Genomic DNA, 15,427 nt, shown 5'->3' on the forward strand with positions numbered 1-15,427 from the left:
CTGTGAGGCGGATGCCGTTCCGTGCGATGGCCGTTCTGCTCTGCCTTGCGGCGTGTGCGACGCCCGCGCCCCGGCCTGAGCCGACAGCCCCGGCACCGCCCTCGCCGGTGGCGGAAGCAGCGCCCCCCGAGGATGAGGCCGTGGCCGAAGAGGTGGCGGTTGAGATCCGCGTCGCCATGCTTTTGCCCCTGTCAGGAACGGAGGGCGAAACCGGGCAGGCCCTTCTGGACGCCGCGACCATGGCCCTGATGGATGCCTATGATCCGCGTATCCGCCTGTTGCCGTTCGATACCGCCGGCACCCCCGACGGCGCGGAAGCGGCCGCCCGAATGGCCGTGGAGAAGGGCGTCCATATTTTTGTCGGCCCGCTTCTGGCCGACAATGTTGCCGCCGCCGGCGACGTGGCAGCCGCCGCAGGTCTGATGACCCTGGGGTTTTCCAACGATGCCCGTGTGGCTGCACCACGGCGTTACATTCTTGGGTTTTTGCCTGAAAACGAGGTCCGCCGTGTTGTCGAACATGCGTCTGACAGCGGCTATAACAGGTTTGGCGGCCTGTTTTCCGAAGGCCGTTACGGCGACAGGGTCCGTACGGCTTTCGGCGATGCGGTGGCGGTGGTGGGCCGTGTCACCGCGCTGGAACGCTATCCCCCGGACGCGGATGCCCTGGCGGGTCCCATACAGCGGCTTGGTGATTATGAACGTCGCCGCGACGCCTTGCGGTTGGAGGTGCGGACCCTGCGTGATCTGGGTGACGATATGACCGACGAAATTGCCGACAGCCTTGAGGCCAGGGAAGTCCTGGGCCCGCCACCTTTCGAGGCGGTTCTGGTTCCCGAAGGCGGGGCCCTGCTGCGCACCATCGCACCGCTGCTGCCCTTTTATGAAATTGATCCGGCCGAGGTGAAATTGATGGGCACCGGCCTGTGGGATGATCCGGACCTGCGCGGTGAACCGCCCCTGCAAGGGGCATGGTACGCCGCGCCGCTGCCCGGCCCCCGTGCCGCCTGGGCACAGCGCTTCGAGACGGCCTTCGGGGATCGTCCGCCCCGGATTGCGACCTTGTCCTATGATGCGGTTGCGCTGCTGGCCGCGATGATACGCGATCTGCCGCCCACACTGCCTGCGGGCACGGATCCGGCATTCATGGAAAGCCTTATCGGGCAAGCGCTTTCGCCCGAACGCCTGACGGATGAACGGGGATTTTCAGGCCTGGACGGTTTGTTTCGTCTGTTGCCTGACGGAACGAATGAACGTGCCCTTGCGGTTCTGGAAATTGTCCGTGACGGAGTTCGTGTCGCAGCCCCGCCCATTGAGGCCTTTCCCCGTTTCGGCGAGCGGCTTTCCCCGCTGCCCGACCGCTCTGAGGCCGGTTTTAAACGATCAACCGCGTCACAAGGTGATTGATAAGAGGCCAGCCCAGTTCTGTTGCCGCCAGCCGCGATCCTTCACGGCGGAGGTGTCCGCTGGCAATCATGGCTTCCAGCGCCGGGCGGTTCACCGGCCAGTCCTGAGGCCCTAATGCCGTCCGCTGTCCCAGATCCGCCAGATCGATGCCGCCCTTCAGGCGTAGTCCCATCATCAGCATTTCTTCAAAACGGTCGCGGGGGGTGACCGTCGTTGCCTCGAAAAGCGCGATGCCGTCTGCGACAACGGCGTCCAGCCAGCCTTCCGGCCGGCGGACCTGACTGTGAGCGAGTGCCGCACCCGGCTGATCACCGGGAAGGCGGCCATGCGCACCCGGGCCGATGCCGACGTAAAAATCTCCGCGCCAGTAGGCAAGATTGTGGCGGCTTTCCTGGCCCTTTGCCGCATGATTGGATATTTCATAAGCCGGAAGTCCGGCTGATCCGCACAGGCTTTGCGTCTCCATGAAGAGGGCGTGGGACTGGTCTTCGTCCGGCAGGGTGAATTCACCGCGCCGGTGGCGCTGGTAAAACGCCGTGCCCTCTTCGATGGTCAACTGGTACAGCGACAGATGGGACGGCGAGAAAGCAAGGGCACGGCCCAGTTCGCGGCGCCAGGTCGCCAGCGACTGTCCGGGCCGGGCATAGATCAGATCGAAGCTGATTCTTTTAAAGTTATCTCGCGCAACATCAAGAGCCCTCAATGCCTCGGCCACGGAATGCCAGCGCCCCAGGAGTTTCAGGTCCGTGTCATTCAGGGCCTGAATGCCCATGGAAAGACGGTTGACCCCCGCATGCGCGTAACCGCGAAATCGCTGCGCATCAACACTGGTTGGATTTGCTTCCAGAGTGACTTCAAGGGCGGGCCAGTCGGCATGCGGCCAGCGGGTGCGCAGATGGGCAAGAACCGCCGCAACGGTTTCATCCGGCATCAGGCTGGGTGTCCCGCCGCCGAAAAAAACCGACAGCGGCCTCAGCCCCGGATACCTGTCGGCAAAGCCGTCAATCTCGCTGAGAAGGCCGTCACGCCAGCAGTCCTGATCGATCCGTTCGCGCACATGGCTGTTGAAATCGCAATAGGGGCATTTGGCCGCGCAAAACGGCCAGTGTATATAAATCGCGGCGTCAAAGGCCGGTGTCGCGGGCAGTGTCCTTGCCTTCGGCAATGCCGTGGATGATCCGTTTCCCGCCGGCCGTGCCGTCATTTTCTGAAACAGGCCGCGATCAACTGTTCGAACGCACGGGCACGGTGGCTCATGGCGTGCTTTCTGGACGGTTCCATTTCACCGAAGGTGATGCTGTGTCCGTCGGGCTGGAACATGGGGTCGTATCCAAAGCCCCGCTCGCCGCGCACGGGCCAGACAAGGTTGCCATGGACCTCACCCTCGAAACTTTCCGCATGGCCGTCCGGCCAGGCCAGCGTGAGGGCGCAGGTGAAATGGGCGCTGCGGTCCCTGGCGCCGTTCAACCTGTCCTCGACCGTGCGCATTGCCGCCGTGAAATCGCGCGGCGAACCTGCCCACCGGGCACTGTAAATGCCCGGGGCCCCGTCCAGTGCGTGAACGCAAAGACCGCTGTCATCGGCCAGTGCCGGCAGACCGGCCGCCTGTGCCGCCGCCCGTGCTTTCAGTTCGGCGTTGGCAATGAAGGTGTCGCCGTCTTCCATGGGTTCGGGCAGGTTCAGATCGCCGGCGGAAACGGTTGTCACGCCGAAAGGCGCGAGCAGGTCGCCGATCTCGCGCACCTTGCCGCTGTTGTGGCTGGCGATCACCAGTTTTTCGCCATCGAAAAGGCGTGCCATGTCCTGCCCTTTCCTACCCGGCGTAGGAGCGGATTGCGGTATCCTGTGCCTGCCGGATTGTGTCGCAGCCGATCCGGGCCAGACGCAGCAGGCGCAGAAATTCCTCTTCCGTGAAGGGGTCTTCCTCGGCCGTGCTCTGAATTTCCACGATGCCGCCCTGGCCCGTCAGTACGAAGTTGGCGTCTGTCGACGCGCCGGAGTCCTCGACATAGTCAAGGTCGAGCGCCGGTTGGCCGTCCACCAGCCCGCAAGATACGGCGGCGACACTGTCCGACAGCGGTTTGCGTTCCAGCCAACCCTCATTATACATCCAGTGGGCACATTGGTGCAGGGCCACATAGGCGCCGGAAATCGATGCGGTCCGCGTGCCTCCGTCCGCCTGGAGAACATCGCAGTCCACGCGGATCTGCCGTTCGCCCAGGGCCGACAGGTCGGCAATCGCACGCAGAGACCGTCCGATCAGGCGCTGGATTTCCTGCGTACGTCCCGTTTGTTTGCCGCGCGCGGCCTCGCGACCCGTGCGGTCATGGGTCGCACGGGGCAGCATGCCGTATTCGGCGGTGATCCAGCCCTTACCGCTGTCGCGCAGCCATGGCGGCCCCCGGTCTTCGAAGGTGGCCGTCACCAGCACATGGGTATCGCCGAATTTGACCAGGCAGCTGCCTTCGGCGTGTTTTGAAAAACCGGGGATCATTTCGATGGGGCGCATTTCATCCGCCGCGCGGCCGCTTGCTCGCATGCCTTTGCCTTTCCTGTCAGATGTGGTGCCGGCACAGCCGCCGAAAGCGCAAGCGGGTGACGGGCCTGCCCGCTTTTAGCGGCAAGCCCGGCGCGCGTCAAAGCCATAGGGTGATCGCAGGCAGGGTGTGAGGTGATTACAGGGCCGCTGTCACCGATTGACGGATGTCATCCCGCTTTCTAGATTTTATCGGCAGGGTTCATAAGAAACGGGTAGTCATGTCGTTGCAGGCTCTGAACGACCGGTCCAGGCAGATTTTCCGCCAGATCGTCGAAACCTATCTGGAAACGGGGGAGCCCGTCGGATCGCGCACCATCAGCCGGGCCGACGGCATTCATGTATCGCCCGCCACCATCCGCAATGTGATGGCGGATATGGAGGAGGCCGGCCTTCTGGAGGCACCGCATACGTCCGCGGGCAGGGTGCCGACGGATCTGGGCATGCGTATTTTTGTCGACGGCCTGATGCAGGTCGGCAATCTGACGACGGCGGAACGCGCCAGTCTGGAAGCCAGGGCCGAGGAAAGCGGCCTGACGACGGAAGATCTGCTGGCGCAGGCGACGCGCAAGCTGTCCGGTCTGTCGCACTGTGCGTCCGTCGTGCTGGTACCGAAGGAAGATGACGGCGTGCGCCACATCGAGTTTGTGCCCCTGGCGCCGGACAGGGCGCTGGTCATCATTGTCAGTGAAAACGGCCATGTGGAAAACCGGCTGATCGATCTGCCGCCCGGCCTGCCGGCAACGGCGCTGATACAGGCGGGCAATTATCTGAACCAGCGTCTGGCGGGCCGGACGCTGACAGAGGCACGCGCCATGATCGAGGAGGATCTGGCCAATCACAAAACCGCGCTGGATGTTTTGGCGGCGGACGTGGTTGAAAAGGGCCTTGCCGTCTGGTCCGGCGCGGATGAGGACAAAGCCTCGCTGATCATATCGGGGCAGGCCAATCTGATTGACGATGTGACTGCATCCGAAGACCTGGAAAGACTGCGCCGTCTGTTCGAGGATCTGGAGCGCAAACGGGATCTGGTGCGTCTGCTGGAACTGGCGCGCCAGGGTGAAGGGGTCAGGCTTTATATCGGGTCGGAGACAAATTTATTTTCCCTTTCGGGTTCCTCTCTGATCGTCTCTCCTTATATGAAGGGCGCGAACAATGTTGTCGGCGTGATCGGTGTGATCGGGCCGACACGGCTGAATTATGCCCGTATCATTCCCATGGTGGATTATACGGCGCAGGTCATCAGCGGCCAGCTTTGACATAGTGTGAAGACGGCTGCATCGGCCGGACCGGAATGAAGACTGAGAACGGATAAAGACATATGAGTGACGAGCAGTTGAAAGAAAACGACCCGCACCAGCAGCCTGAGGCAGACGACAGTGACGGGGATATGACTGTCGAGGACAACACGCCGCCGATCGCGGAAGACCAGGAGGCGTTCGCCGCAGCGGAAGGCCACGGCGAGGACCCTGCCGGCAGTCTTCAGGACGAAATCGCTGAACTGAAAGATGCGCTGCTGCGTCAGAAAGCTGAAACCGAGAATGTGCGCCGGCGCGGTGAAAAGGACAAGGCGGATGCCAGTGCCTATGCGGTGACCCGTTTTGCCCGCGATATCCTGACGGTGGCCGACAATCTGAAACGGGCGCTGGACAGTCTGCCGGAAACCCTTGGCGATGATGTCCAGGCCTTTGCCGATGGCGTTTCCATGACGGAGCGCGAACTGCAAAATACCCTGTCGGGACACGGCATTGTCCTGGTGGAGCCCGAGATAGGGGAAAAATTCGACCCCAATGCCCATCAGGCCATGTTCGAGGTTCCCTCGAACGATCACCCGACGGGGACGATTGTTCAGGTGGTGGCCGCCGGCTACCGCATCAAGGATCGTCTGCTGCGTCCAGCCATGGTCGGCGTTGCCAAGGCCGAGGGAGAGGCGCCCAAGGTCGACACACAGGCCTGACAGGACCCGGGAATTGCCGGGGTCCGGCATGAACTTTATATGAAGTTTTTGTTGCGCCGCACAAATTTTGACTCCAATCAAGGCCGGTTCATCCGCCGCCGCCCATTTTCCCGGATACAGAGACATATCCGTACAGGGGGCGGTCGGTCATGCTTGTCATTCAGGAAAGTTTCACCAGCCTTGGTATTTTGATGGAACGCGGCGGTCCGATGATGTGGACCCTGTTTTTCGTCATTCTTCTGTTCTGGTCTCTCAGCGTGGACCGGTTTCTGTTCTTCCGGGCGGCCTTTGACAAAAAGCTGTCCGGTCTGAAAAGTAACTGGCAGGCCCGGGAAGAACGCCGGTCCTGGTATGCCTACCAGATCCGTCGGGCGATGCTGAGCGACCTGAAGATGCAGACGGAAAAGAATATCGGTATCATCAAGGCGCTGGTGGCGATCTGTCCGTTATGCGGCCTGCTTGGGACCGTTGTCGGCATGATCGATGTGTTTGACGTGCTGAACGCGACCGGCAGCAATGACAGCCGGTCGATAGCCGCCGGCGTCAGTCAGGCCACTATCACGACCATGGCCGGCATGGTCGGTGCACTGTCCGGTCTGTTTATCGCCAACATGGTTGAACGGCAGGCGCGGAACAAATTGAAACAGGCTGAAAAACAAATCGTCCTGGACAACTAAACCCGCCCTGACGGCTTTCAGTCCAGTGCTTTACCCGCGAGGACCGTATCGATCAGGGACAGCGTTTCCGGAATGCCGTAAAGAGCGATAAAGCCGCCCATGCGCGGCCCCTGCGGTTGGCCCAGAAGCACTTCGTAACAGGCCTTGAACCAGTCGCGCAGGTTTTCAAAACCTGCGTCCTTCCCGGCGGAATAAACCTCGGTCATGATGGTTTCGGCATCGTGTTCGCCGGGGTCCAGGGCTTCCAGCCGGTGTTTCAGGGCGGCAAAGGCGGACAGCTCGGTTTCCGTGTCCGGCAGACGGTATGCCTTGTTGGGACGGACGAAATCCTCGTAATATTTCAGCGCATAGTCCATCAGCCTGTCGAGGGCGGGGTAAGCTGCGGCCGTTGCGCCGGGCGCATAGCGGGAGACGAAGCTCCACAGCTTGGCTTTATCCTCGGCGTGGGCGGCTGACACCAGATTGAGAAGCAGGGCGAAACTGACCGGCAGTGTGTCCGATGGGACATGGCCGCCGTGAATATGCCAGACCGCGCTTTTGTAGCGGGCCGCGCTGTCCTCGCCCGTGTATTTTTCAAGGGCCGTGTAATAGTCGTCCACGGCTTTCGGGATGATGTCGAAATACAGGCGCTTGGCCTTTTTGGGGGACTGGAAAATATAAAAGGCAAGGCTTTCGGGGCTGGCGTACCGCAGCCATTCCTCGATGCTGAGACCGTTGCCCTTGGATTTTGAGATTTTCTCGCCCTTTTCATCGAGAAACAGTTCGTAATTGAAGCCTTCGGGCGGTTGGCCGCCCAGAATACGGCGAATGATGGAAGACAGTTTGACGCTTTCGATCAGATCCTTGCCCGCCATCTCATAATCGACATCGAGCGCATCCCAGCGCATCGCCCAGTCCACTTTCCACTGGCATTTCACGGTCCCGCCGGTCACGCGCACTTCCTGGCGTTCCCCTTCGCTGTCCTCGAAGGCGATCAGACCTTCGGCCCCGTCCAGAACGGTGACGGGAACCTGAAGAACAACACCGGTTTTCGGGCAGACGGGCAGGAACGGGCTGTAGGTTTTGCGCCGTTCCTCGCCAAGGGTCGGCAGGATGACATTGATGACCTTGTCATAGACACCCGCCAGTTTCAGCAGGGTGCTGTCGAACCGCCCGCTTTTGTAGCAGTCTGTCGCGGAGTAGAAATCATAGTCGAAGCCGAACGTGTCGAGAAAAGCCTTCAGCCGGGCATTGTTGTGGGCGCCGAAACTGTCATGGGTGCCAAAGGGGTCCGGCACCGCTGTCAGCGGTTTTCCCAGATTGGCGGCAAGCATATCCTTGTTCGGAACATTGTCGGGCACCTTGCGCAGGCCGTCCATATCGTCGGAAAAACAGATCAGCTTTGTCGGCAGGCCCGTCAGCTCCTCGAAGGCGCGGCGGACCATGGAGGTCCGCGCCACTTCGTTAAAGGTGCCGATGTGCGGGAGACCGGACGGGCCATAGCCTGTTTCGAACAGCACATAGCCTTTTTCCGGTGCGCCGCCTTTCAGCCGTTTCAAAAGTTTTTCGGCTTCCTGAAAGGGCCATGCCTTGGAAGAAAGGGCCAGTTCTGCCATGTCGGTCATCGGCACTGTCATGGGGGCGTCCTGACTATCTGTATGGGTTTAAAGACGATGCGGCCGGGTCCTTGTGATGCGGTCGGCCCATTCGGGCCCTGATCCTGTTCAAAGACCCGCGACTGCCTGCGGCAGGCTGGCGGACGCTATGCAAATCGCCGCGCCGCGTCAAGCGGTGCTGGCGTTTTGAAGGCAGAGGGCTAGTGTGTCTGCATGGCAAAACAACCAACATCCCGGGATACCGCCCATCCTATGACACAGGCGCCGACAGACGATCTGGTGTTGGCGGCGGAAGCGGCGGCGGCGCGACTCGACACTCTTCCGGTGCTTGTGGTCGGGGCCGCTTCCGCCGAACGCTGGGACGGCGAGACCCCGCCGGCAATGCTGAACCTGGACGCTGCCGCGGAGGCCGCCAGCACCGAGCCGCACCTGATGATCTCACGCGTGGTCACGGCGCGGCGTCTGGGGCTGAAAGGCCTGCGTGCCTATGATCTTCTGGAGCTGTTTGCCTTTGTACGGCCGGGGCGGTTCTGCCTGCCGACCGGCGCGGGGCTGGCCGCTGCGCTCGGCGTTTCCGCAGAGGGACCCGACGAGGGAGCGGAAAGCATCCGCATCCGCGCCTGCGCCGCCCGTCTGCTGGCGGATCTGTCGGCGGAAACCTACCGGTACCGTGCCGGTGCCGGCGCCGCGGCGACGATGATGGCCCGGGCCGGCTGGCTGTGGGGGCCCCATGTCATCGATGCGTTTGGCCACGGACCCCGGGAAGGGGCCGGCCTGTCCGGAAAAAACGGTCCGCCGCGAAAAAAAAGCGCGGGCGGCATCCAGGTCTGGGACGAGCTGGATGAATGGGAAGACCACGGCCCCCTGCCGCCACCGGACGACCGGCCGGTTCTGCCGGATGAAGCGGCCGCCCGCCTGAAAGCCATGCTGGGCGACGGGGCCGAAGACCGGGCCACCCAGGACCGGTTTGCCCGTGCCGCCACCCATGCCTTTGCTCCGCGCGAACTGGCGGACGGCCCCAATCTGCATCTGCTTGAAGCCGGCACGGGCACGGGAAAGACACTGGGGTATATCGCCCCGTCCAGCCTGTGGGCGGAAAAAAACGGCGGACCCGTCTGGCTGGCAACCTATACCAAGAATTTGCAGCGCCAGCTGGATCAGGAATTGTCGCGGCTTTACCCGGACCCGCGTGTCAAGGCCGCCCGTGCCGTCATCCGCAAGGGGCGCGAGAATTATGCCTGCCTTCTGAATATTGAGGAAACGACCCGGGCCGTACTGTCCCGGCAGGACGCCATCGGTCGCGCGCCCGGCAACAGAGCCGAGGACCGGGACCGCGTGCTGATCGGCCTGGTGCTGCGCTGGCTGCGTTTTACCCGCGACGGGGATATGATCGGCGGCGATTTTCCAAGCTGGCTTGGCCCGCATTTCGGCCGCAACCGCATTGCCGGGCTGACGGACCGGCGCGGGGAATGCCTGTATGCGGCCTGTGCCCACTACCGCCGCTGTTTCATAGAAAAGGCGGCGCGCAAATCGCGGCATGCCGATCTGGTCGTGGCCAATCACGCGCTGGTGATGGCGCAGACGGTCAATCGCGGCGATGACCCCGAAACGCCGCGGCGGTTTGTTTTCGATGAGGGCCATCATCTGTTCGATGCCGCGGACAGCGCCTTTGCCCTGCATCTGACAGGCATGGAAGGGGCCGAGTTGCGGCGCTGGCTCCGCGGCAAGGAGTCAGGCGGGTCCACGCGGGCACGCGGTCTTGCCCAAAGGCTGGAGGACCTGATCGGTGACGATACATCCGCGCGCCAGCAGCTTGATGCCTGTATCGACGCCGCCTTTCATCTGCCGTCGGACGGCTGGCTGGGCCGTGTGCAGACGGCTGCCGCTTACGGACCGTTTGAACGATTCCTTGCCTCGGTGCGGGCGCACGTTCTGGCCCGCAGCGGGGCGGACGGCCCTTACGGTCTGGAGGCCCCTGCTCACCGGCCGGGCGAGGGCCTACTCGCCGGGGCAGAGGCTGTGGCCGGCACGCTTGACGCACTGATGCGTCCAATGGCGGCCCTTGCCGCGCGTCTGGTGGATTTTCTGGATGAAGAGGCGGAAACGCTGGACAGTCAGACGCGGGGACGGCTGGATGCGGCCGCCCGCGCCCTGAGCCTGCGCGCCGACCTTGTGCGCGGCTGGCTTGCCATGGTGTCGGAGCTTGGCGCGACGTCGGAGACGTCCGCCGGGGACCTGCCGGGCGTCGAAATCCCGGAAAAACTGGAAACGGTGAGCTGGCTTGCCCTCGACCGGATCGAGGGGCGCGAGATCGACGTGGGCATGCACCGTCATTTTCTGGACCCGACCGCCCCGCTTGCCGACAGTGTGTTGAAACCGGCACACGGTATTGTCATTACCTCGGCGACATTGCGCGACCACGGGGCCGGAGAAGACGACTGGAGCAGCGCGGACATGCGTGTCGGTGCCTCGCATCTTGCGGTGCCGCCGAAACGCCTGCATCTGCCGTCCGCGTTCGACTATGGCAGCCTGACCAGGGTGCTGGTCGTCAATGATGTGAACAAGGCCGACAATGCCCGGATCGCGGCAGCTTACCGCGTGTTGTTTCTGGCGGCGGGCGGCGGCGCGCTTGGCCTGTTCACGGCCATCCGCCGTTTGCGTGCCGTCCATGCCGGTCTGGCCGAACCGCTTGAACAGAACGGTATCGCCCTGCACGGCCAGCATGTGGACCCGATCGATACCGCGACACTGGTCGATATGTTCCGCGCGGATGAAAACAGCTGTCTTCTGGGTACCGATGCGGTGCGCGACGGGGTTGACGTACCGGGCCGGTCCCTTCGCCTGATTGTCATGGACCGTGTTCCCTGGCCGCGGCCCACACTGCTGCACCGGGCCCGCCGCGCGGCGTTTGGCGGGCGAAGCTATGACGAAACGCTGACGCGGCTGAAACTGGCCCAGGCTTTTGGCCGTCTGGTCCGCCGGGCGGACGATCGGGGTGTTTTCGTGATTCTGGACGGCCAGACGCCAAGCCGCCTGTTGACGGCACTGCCCGAGGTGGTCCCTGTCGAGCGTGTCGGACTAAAACAGGCGGTTGATATTACGCAATCTTCAATTGCTTGAGCAAGCGCTTGGTGGTATTGCATAACAACCATGTTTCATCAGGCAAATTCGATATTGCGGCAGCAGGGTAAAGGGGCAGTTCAATCGCCCCTTCATGGCGGAAACGAAACCATCGCCCAAGCGTCCAGACAGCTGGATGTGGTCACCATCGCCTTCATGCCGGAAATTCGTCTGCTGCAATTGCAGGCGCGGTCTCTCGCCCGGTTTCTGGCGCCCGATGCGGTGTCGCGGATCTGGGTGATCAATAATGACCCGCAGCCAAAGCGGTTTGAGCGTGCCTTTAATGAAGTTGTTCTGGACGACTATGGGCTGTTTCGTGAAAAAGTGACGCTTCTGAACCCGCGCTCCCTGGCCCGGTCACTGGGCCGACCGCTGGGCCGGTCACTGGGCGGATCATTGGGGCAGCGCACCGCGCGGCATGGCTGGTGGTCCCAGCAATATCTGAAGATCCGGGCCGCCGGATTTGTCAGCCAGCCGCAGTATCTGTTGCTGGACGCGAAGAACCATTTTTTCCGCCCGGTCACGGCGAGCCGGTTTTTCGCCGATGACGGCCGGCTGATAACCCACCGGTACCGGATCATTGACCAGTACAGGCGCTACTTCGATCGGGCCTGCCGTCTGTTCGGTGCGTCCGATCCCGACCGCCGCCTGGACGGGGCCCTGCCGACGGCAACCCCGTTTCTTGTCCATACCGATGAAATGCTGGCGATGACCACCGCGCTTGAAGTGGTTATCGGATGTCCTTTGACTGTGCGGACCTACAGGGCGCTGAATCTTCTTGAATTCTATCTTTATTACGCGTTTCTGCTTGGCCGTTATGACACGGTGGAAGATCATTATGTGACCGGTCCGCGCGCGACGGTGACGGCCTTTCACCGCTTTCCCGCCCCCGGTGAGGACGAGCGCATGGTTCTGTCCTGGATTGAGGAGCCGGATTTATACTGTCTGGGCCTGCATCGCCGGCGTCTGGAAACACGGGACGGGACCATTCTTGACCGTTTTGCCGACATATGGCGGGATGCCGGGCTGGTCGATGGTGCGGAGGAAGTGCGTTATTTTCAAAGCGTGCCCCCGGTCCGCAACAGCCTTGCCGGATCATTTTTCGGCTGGCGCCCCCGGCTCTTCCGGTAAGGGGTTCCCCTGCCGATTTCAAAAGGGCTTGAAGACCGTGCCGCCCCCTCATAGGGTGGCTTTCCGTTCCCTCCCCCCTGTTCTGGAGACCGTATTCCATGTCGACCATCAGTCCGGAAACCGCGCTTGTTTACACCATGGTTATTGTTGCCGCCTCGGACGAGGAAATGACCGATAGCGAACTGACCCGGATGACCGGCCTTGTCGGGTATTTGCCGGCGTTCAAGAATTACAATGTGGAACGGCTGCGGGCGGACACGGAAAGCTGTATCGAAATCCTGTCCAGCGAAGAAGGCCTGGACGCGGTGTTCGGCCTGATCGAGGAATCGGTGTCGGAAAGCCATTTCGATCTGATTTATGCCATTGCGTGCGAGGTTGCCGCGTCCGACGGTGCCCTCAGCCAGGAGGAATTGCGCCTTCTGGAAATGTTCCGTCATTATTTCGCGATTGACCGGCTGACGGCGGCGGCGATTGAACGGGGCATTGCCGCGCGGCAGAAAACCCTGCCCAGCGATATTTAATCGCCCCTGATCCTGAAAAAGGGGCCTGTGTTGCCGGGTCAACCGGTGTGGGTTCAGGCGCCGAAATCGTCGGGGTCGATATCCGCTTTTGCGATATCACGATGCTTTTCAATGCCGACAAAGGCGCCACTGGATTTGAGTGCGCGGGAAAGCCGGCGTTTTTTGCCGCTGTCCAGCGCCTGTAAAAGGCTGCGGGCGCGGTCTTGCAGCAGGCGTTCCAGATGGTCGGCGGGGACTTGCGCGATGATCGTTTCCAGGAGCGCACGGGCCTGACGCGTTTCTGCGTCGCCGCCGCGCCGGGCAAGAAAGCGGGCATACTGATACCGCAGCGGCAGATCGTTGTTCCCGTCCAGTGCCAGGGCTTGCTGAAAATGATGGGCCGCACGACTTGACCGGGCGCCCAGGACCATACGGGCCAGTGCACCGGCGGCGCTGACCTCGCCGTGCCATCCCGCCAGCGCGCCGTGCAGCAGCATGCTGTCGCCGTTCCGCTCAAGCCCGGTTTCGATCAAACGCCGGGCCGCGTGGGCATAGGAGGGGCGTTTCAGCCGCTTGCCCTCAAACCCGATGGCAAGGGCGAGGCTGACCCGCGCCACCACATTGTCCGGATCAGTCCGGTGGGCGGCGATGCAGTCGCCCAGGGCATCATGCAGCCGGGCCACCGCACCGATGCCGTTTTCAACAAGACCGCCAAGGGTCAGACCGGCGCGGCAGGCGATGGTCAGTCCTGCGATGCCGCCTGCCGTCCGCCCGGCGCCGATGGCTGCCTCATAATGGCCAAGGGCAAAGGATGCTGCCGCATCCTCCAGGGTGTCATCCGCAAAGAGCGGCGCGGTGGCAACCATCACCAGCGCGGTGAGCATGGAAACACAGACAGATTTCATGATGCCCATTTTATCGGCCTTGCACTATTTGCATCACTGGCCGGTGATTGTACCGGCCGGCACCCCGGACTATCTGCCAGCCGATGTTCTCGGCGGCCTTTCATGTTATCCCCGCCAGAAGGACGGCATCAACATGACAAGAACGGTGAACAGTTCCAGCCGTCCGAGAAGCATGCCGAAGGACAGCAACCATTTGGCGCTGTCGGGCAGGGTTTCGAAATTGCCGGCGGGGCCGATGGTCTCCCCCAGGCCGGGGCCGACATTGGCCATGGCGGTGGCGGCGCCTGAAAAGGCCGTCATCCAGTCCAGTCCGGTCAGCGCGAGCGCGAAGGCCAATATGACCATGCAGCCGAGAAAAAACACCAGAAAGGTCATGACCGAGGTCTGAACATCCTCGGCGATGGGCCGGCCATTATAGCGGGGAATGAAAACGCCGTTCGGATGCACCATGGCCCGCAACCAGCAGCCGAGGGATTTGAACAGAACCTGAAAGCGGAAAATCTTGATGCCGCAACTGGTGGAGCCGGCGCATCCGCCGATCAGCATGACCAGAAAAAACAATGTCAGCGAAAAGCTGCCCCAGGCGCCATAGTCGGTGGTGGCATAGCCCGTGCCGGTCATGATGGAAACGATGTTGAAACTGCCGAAGCGGAAGGCCTGCCAGGGGGTAAAGTCAAGCCAGACGACAAGCCAAAGGCAGGTCCCCGCCGTGAGAAACAGGATCACGGCGAGGAAGGTGCGTGCCTGTTCATCCCGCCACAGGGCCAGCGGCCGTCCCCGCAGGGCCTGCAAATACAGGACAAAAGGCATGGAGCCGACAATCATGAAGGTCAGCACGATCATATCGACGGCGCCATTGTCGAAATGTCCGACCGATCCGTCGCGGGTGGAAAACCCGCCGGTGGCGATCGTGGTCATGGCATGGGCGATGGCGTCGAAAATATTCAGCCCCGCCAGGATGAGGCAGAGCGTGCACAATGCCGTCAGACCCAGATACAATCCCAGTATGGCGACGGAAATCTGTGCCGCGCGCGGCAGGATTTTCTCCGATGTGTCGCTGCTTTCCATGCGGAAAAGCTGCATGCCGCCCACCTGCAGCATGGGCAGCACCGCAACGGCCATGACGACAATGCCGATCCCGCCCAGCCATTGCAGAATGGCCCGCCACATCAGCAGGCCCGGCGGTGCATCGTCCAGCCCGGAAATGACGGTTGCCCCGGTGGTGGTCAGCCCGCTCATGGCTTCGAAATAGGCGTCGGTATAGCTGAGGCCCAGTTTCGAGAAGGCAAGCGGGATGGCGGCAAAAGCCGGCAGGACGATCCAGGCCAGTGCCGTCAGCAGGAATGCCTGCCGCAGGGTAAGCTTGTCCCCCGTGCCGCGCGCTGCCAGCGCCATCATGCCGCCCACCGTGACGGTGACGGCCAGCGCGATGACGAAGGCGGGCCAGCCCGGATGACCGGACAGCAGGTCAACCGTGGCCGGCACGGCCATGCCGGTTCCTAACATGGAAACGAGAATGCCAAGCGCATACAGAATGGGCCGCAGGTCGAGGGCGGCGGGGGCAACGGTGGCAGAAGCGGTCGGCATGCGCGGTGTCACG

13 protein-coding genes are annotated in these 15,427 nt (G+C 62.3%); 7 read left to right on the forward strand and 6 right to left on the reverse strand.

The features are described from left to right. Positions 1-26: 26 nt before the first annotated feature. Positions 27-1,406, forward strand: a complete 1,380-nt coding sequence (locus BXY39_RS16560) for a penicillin-binding protein activator (RefSeq protein ID WP_170163903.1) — start codon at positions 27-29, stop codon at positions 1,404-1,406. Here the strand turns inward: BXY39_RS16560 and hemW are convergent. The 3 genes from hemW to rph are packed head-to-tail and all read right to left on the reverse strand — an operon-like array spanning position 1,375 to position 3,945. Beyond that, positions 1,375-2,610: a radical SAM family heme chaperone HemW gene (hemW, locus tag BXY39_RS16565; protein ID WP_121940010.1), complete on the reverse strand. Its 1,236-nt coding sequence runs from the start codon at positions 2,608-2,610 to the stop codon at positions 1,375-1,377. The genes BXY39_RS16560 and hemW overlap by 32 nt on opposite strands. Further along, positions 2,607-3,206 carry an RdgB/HAM1 family non-canonical purine NTP pyrophosphatase gene (rdgB, locus tag BXY39_RS16570; RefSeq protein WP_121940011.1) on the reverse strand — a complete coding sequence of 200 codons (600 nt, stop codon included), beginning with the start codon at positions 3,204-3,206 and terminating at the stop codon, positions 2,607-2,609. The genes hemW and rdgB overlap by 4 nt, the downstream gene beginning before the upstream one ends. 13 nt (positions 3,207-3,219) lie before the next feature. Then, positions 3,220-3,945: a ribonuclease PH gene (rph, locus tag BXY39_RS16575; protein WP_121940012.1), complete on the reverse strand. Its 726-nt coding sequence runs from the start codon at positions 3,943-3,945 to the stop codon at positions 3,220-3,222. Positions 3,946-4,163: 218 nt separating this feature from the next. Here rph and hrcA point away from each other — a divergent pair, with 218 nt between their 5' ends. The 3 genes from hrcA to BXY39_RS16590 all read left to right on the forward strand — a co-directional run bounded on the left by hrcA (position 4,164) and on the right by BXY39_RS16590 (position 6,576). Beyond that, complete coding sequence (gene hrcA / locus BXY39_RS16580; protein WP_121940013.1) at positions 4,164-5,201, forward strand: heat-inducible transcriptional repressor HrcA; 1,038 nt, start codon at positions 4,164-4,166, stop codon at positions 5,199-5,201. Between the two features lie 62 nt (positions 5,202-5,263). Beyond that, positions 5,264-5,899 carry a nucleotide exchange factor GrpE gene (gene grpE / locus BXY39_RS16585; protein WP_121940014.1) on the forward strand — a complete coding sequence of 212 codons (636 nt, stop codon included), beginning with the start codon at positions 5,264-5,266 and terminating at the stop codon, positions 5,897-5,899. Positions 5,900-6,048: 149 nt separating this feature from the next. Next, positions 6,049-6,576 (forward strand): MotA/TolQ/ExbB proton channel family protein, encoded by a 528-nt coding sequence (locus BXY39_RS16590; protein WP_121940015.1) that lies wholly within the window; start codon positions 6,049-6,051, stop codon positions 6,574-6,576. A 17-nt stretch (positions 6,577-6,593) separates the two neighbouring features. On the opposite strand, the gene BXY39_RS16595 is transcribed toward BXY39_RS16590, so the two are convergent. Further along, a complete protein-coding gene (locus tag BXY39_RS16595) occupies positions 6,594-8,180 on the reverse strand; it encodes a lysine--tRNA ligase (protein ID WP_121940016.1) in 1,587 nt (528 codons plus the stop codon). A gap of 243 nt (positions 8,181-8,423) precedes the next feature. Here BXY39_RS16595 and BXY39_RS16600 point away from each other — a divergent pair, with 243 nt between their 5' ends. The 3 genes from BXY39_RS16600 to BXY39_RS16610 all read left to right on the forward strand — a co-directional run bounded on the left by BXY39_RS16600 (position 8,424) and on the right by BXY39_RS16610 (position 12,943). Further along, positions 8,424-11,291 carry an ATP-dependent DNA helicase gene (locus BXY39_RS16600; RefSeq protein WP_121940017.1) on the forward strand — a complete coding sequence of 956 codons (2,868 nt, stop codon included), beginning with the start codon at positions 8,424-8,426 and terminating at the stop codon, positions 11,289-11,291. A 30-nt stretch (positions 11,292-11,321) separates the two neighbouring features. Beyond that, a complete protein-coding gene (locus BXY39_RS16605) occupies positions 11,322-12,422 on the forward strand; it encodes a DUF6492 family protein (protein WP_121940018.1) in 1,101 nt (366 codons plus the stop codon). A gap of 98 nt (positions 12,423-12,520) precedes the next feature. Then, positions 12,521-12,943 (forward strand): tellurite resistance TerB family protein, encoded by a 423-nt coding sequence (locus BXY39_RS16610; protein WP_121940019.1) that lies wholly within the window; start codon positions 12,521-12,523, stop codon positions 12,941-12,943. Positions 12,944-12,996: 53 nt separating this feature from the next. Here BXY39_RS16610 and BXY39_RS16615 read toward each other — a convergent pair whose 3' ends face one another. Then, positions 12,997-13,827 (reverse strand): TRAP transporter TatT component family protein, encoded by an 831-nt coding sequence (locus BXY39_RS16615; protein ID WP_147453615.1) that lies wholly within the window; start codon positions 13,825-13,827, stop codon positions 12,997-12,999. A gap of 105 nt (positions 13,828-13,932) precedes the next feature. Then, positions 13,933-15,414 carry a TrkH family potassium uptake protein gene (locus BXY39_RS16620; RefSeq protein ID WP_121940021.1) on the reverse strand — a complete coding sequence of 494 codons (1,482 nt, stop codon included), beginning with the start codon at positions 15,412-15,414 and terminating at the stop codon, positions 13,933-13,935. Positions 15,415-15,427: the final 13 nt, after the last annotated feature.

The organism is Eilatimonas milleporae (genome assembly GCF_003688555.1).
GTDB lineage: Bacteria > Pseudomonadota > Alphaproteobacteria > Sphingomonadales > Kordiimonadaceae > Eilatimonas > Eilatimonas milleporae.

Excerpts from the sequence above, each read along its gene's own strand:
- BXY39_RS16560 (WP_170163903.1), top strand. The coding sequence starts at position 27 with ATGGCCGTTCTGCTCTGCCTTGCGGCGTGTGCGACGCCCGCGCCCCGG.
- hemW (WP_121940010.1), bottom strand. The coding sequence starts at position 2,610 with ATGACGGCACGGCCGGCGGGAAACGGATCATCCACGGCATTGCCGAAG.
- rdgB (WP_121940011.1), bottom strand. The coding sequence starts at position 3,206 with ATGGCACGCCTTTTCGATGGCGAAAAACTGGTGATCGCCAGCCACAAC.
- rph (WP_121940012.1), bottom strand. The coding sequence starts at position 3,945 with ATGCGAGCAAGCGGCCGCGCGGCGGATGAAATGCGCCCCATCGAAATG.
- hrcA (WP_121940013.1), top strand. The coding sequence starts at position 4,164 with ATGTCGTTGCAGGCTCTGAACGACCGGTCCAGGCAGATTTTCCGCCAG.
- grpE (WP_121940014.1), top strand. The coding sequence starts at position 5,264 with ATGAGTGACGAGCAGTTGAAAGAAAACGACCCGCACCAGCAGCCTGAG.
- BXY39_RS16590 (WP_121940015.1), top strand. The coding sequence starts at position 6,049 with ATGCTTGTCATTCAGGAAAGTTTCACCAGCCTTGGTATTTTGATGGAA.
- BXY39_RS16595 (WP_121940016.1), bottom strand. The coding sequence starts at position 8,180 with ATGACCGACATGGCAGAACTGGCCCTTTCTTCCAAGGCATGGCCCTTT.
- BXY39_RS16600 (WP_121940017.1), top strand. The coding sequence starts at position 8,424 with ATGACACAGGCGCCGACAGACGATCTGGTGTTGGCGGCGGAAGCGGCG.
- BXY39_RS16605 (WP_121940018.1), top strand. The coding sequence starts at position 11,322 with ATGTTTCATCAGGCAAATTCGATATTGCGGCAGCAGGGTAAAGGGGCA.
- BXY39_RS16610 (WP_121940019.1), top strand. The coding sequence starts at position 12,521 with ATGTCGACCATCAGTCCGGAAACCGCGCTTGTTTACACCATGGTTATT.
- BXY39_RS16615 (WP_147453615.1), bottom strand. The coding sequence starts at position 13,827 with ATGAAATCTGTCTGTGTTTCCATGCTCACCGCGCTGGTGATGGTTGCC.
- BXY39_RS16620 (WP_121940021.1), bottom strand. The coding sequence starts at position 15,414 with ATGCCGACCGCTTCTGCCACCGTTGCCCCCGCCGCCCTCGACCTGCGG.